Annotated in this window: 3 protein-coding genes; all 3 read left to right on the plus strand. The window is 54.3% G+C overall.

The window, feature by feature from the left end:
* The coding region (locus TRESADRAFT_RS00075; RefSeq protein ID WP_002701622.1) for a hypothetical protein at nt 1-270 on the plus strand (270 nt) is incomplete at its 5' end.
* Nucleotides 271-849 (plus strand): RNA polymerase sigma factor, encoded by a 579-nt coding sequence (locus TRESADRAFT_RS00080; RefSeq protein WP_002701624.1) that lies wholly within the window; start codon nt 271-273, stop codon nt 847-849.
* Complete coding sequence (locus TRESADRAFT_RS00085) at nt 839-1273, plus strand: hypothetical protein (protein ID WP_002701626.1); 435 nt, start codon at nt 839-841, stop codon at nt 1271-1273. The genes TRESADRAFT_RS00080 and TRESADRAFT_RS00085 overlap by 11 nt, the downstream gene beginning before the upstream one ends.
* The last annotated feature ends 422 nt before the right edge of the window (nt 1274-1695 follow it).

Consider the following 1695-nt stretch of genomic DNA (forward strand, 5'->3'; position numbering starts at 1 on the left):
TTCTTCTCGCTTCTTTGGCATCACCACGAGGTCAAGGCGCAGATAAAAACGGGCAACTACATAAAGAAATCGTTCGACATCAAAACCTACACCCTTCTGATAGGGATTCTGCTGACGGGGCTGGGCACGATTCTCTCGATATTCTTCGCGATTTTCGTCGTGGCGACGAACGGGCCGGTACAGTCGCTTCTCGGCGGGCTTGTCCCGCTGGCGATTGGGGTCAGCCTTCTCATTTTCTACAAGGTGAACCCCGAATTCCACAAGGACTAAATGAAGAACGGGCTGAAGACTCTTGAACAAACAGTCGCCACGGCGCGCGATTGGCTTCTCATAAAAGCCGCGCTCGGCGGAGATTCGAAATCGTTCTCGATTCTCGTCTCGTTCCACAAAAAACGCGTTCAGGCAATCGGGTTCAGTTTCTTCAAGAACGACGCTGATGTCGAGGATTTCGTCCAGGAAGTCCTGCTGAAGGCGTTCAACAAACTCGGCACGTTCAAGGGCGGCTCGCTCTTCTCGACATGGCTGACGCGGATAGCCCTCAACACGGCGATAAACGCGAAGAACAGGCGGCAGGAATACAAGCCGCTGGCAGACGAGGACCGCATAGCCGCCCCGACAAAATCGCCGGAGGAGACGGAGATACGGAAGGCAACTGCGGCTGCGATACGAGAAGCGGTCAGGGAGCTTCCCGAAAAATACGCCGTCTGCATCGAGCTTTACTTCTTCTACGACAACAGCTACGAGGAAATCGCCGAGATAACGTCGCTGAACCTGAACACCGTGAAGTCGAACATATTCCGCGCAAAAAAGATTCTCAAGGAAAAACTGAGGCAATTCTATGAAAAATAACGAAAAGAAATGCGAAATGATAATGGACGCATACCTCTCGCTCGACAAGAACGAAATCGTCCCGCTGAAAATAACGGCGCACCTCCTCATGTGCAGGGAATGCCGCACCGCAGTCCGAAGGCTCTCCGTCGCCGAGCGGCTTGCCTCCCGCACGATGAAGAACGGCTTCGGCACCTCCGCACAAAACGAGAACCATATCTCGATGACGAAATGGGTAATCGGAGGCTTTGCGATGACATCGCTTCTTCTTCTCTTCGGCATAACGATGCGCGACTCCTCCCCTGCCCAGCAAATCGTCTTCTACCTCACATTCGCCGCCGCAATCTGCATCTACTGCGCCGTCTTCGTCGCCGGAAACCTCGATTTCTTCATAAAAACAATAAAAAAACTCCCCCCCACCGCCATCCTCAAGCCCCTCCGCTAATCAAAGCGGGCGGCGATAAACAATGCGGCTTACATCAACCACAAAAAAAGGGGGACCCGGGCCACGCCCGCCTCCCCTAAGCCGCTCCATGAATCAAAGCGGGCGGCAATGAACAATGCGGCTTACATCAACCACAAAAAAAAGGGGACACGAGCCACGCCCGCCTACCCCAAGCCGCTCCATGAATCAAAGCGGGCGGCGATGAACAATGCGGCTTACATCACCACAAAAAAGGGGACTCGGGCCACGCCGCGTCCCCTAAGCCGCTCCACAAATCAAAGCGGGTGGCGATGAACAATGCGGCTTACATCACCACAAAAAAAAGGGGGACTCGGGCCACGCCCGCGTCCCCTAAGCCGCTCCACAAATCAAAGCGGGTGGCGATGAACAATGCGGCTTACCTCAACCACAAAAAAGGGGGA

It is taken from the genome of Treponema saccharophilum DSM 2985, from assembly GCF_000255555.1.
Classification (GTDB): domain Bacteria; phylum Spirochaetota; class Spirochaetia; order Treponematales; family Treponemataceae; genus Treponema_D; species Treponema_D saccharophilum.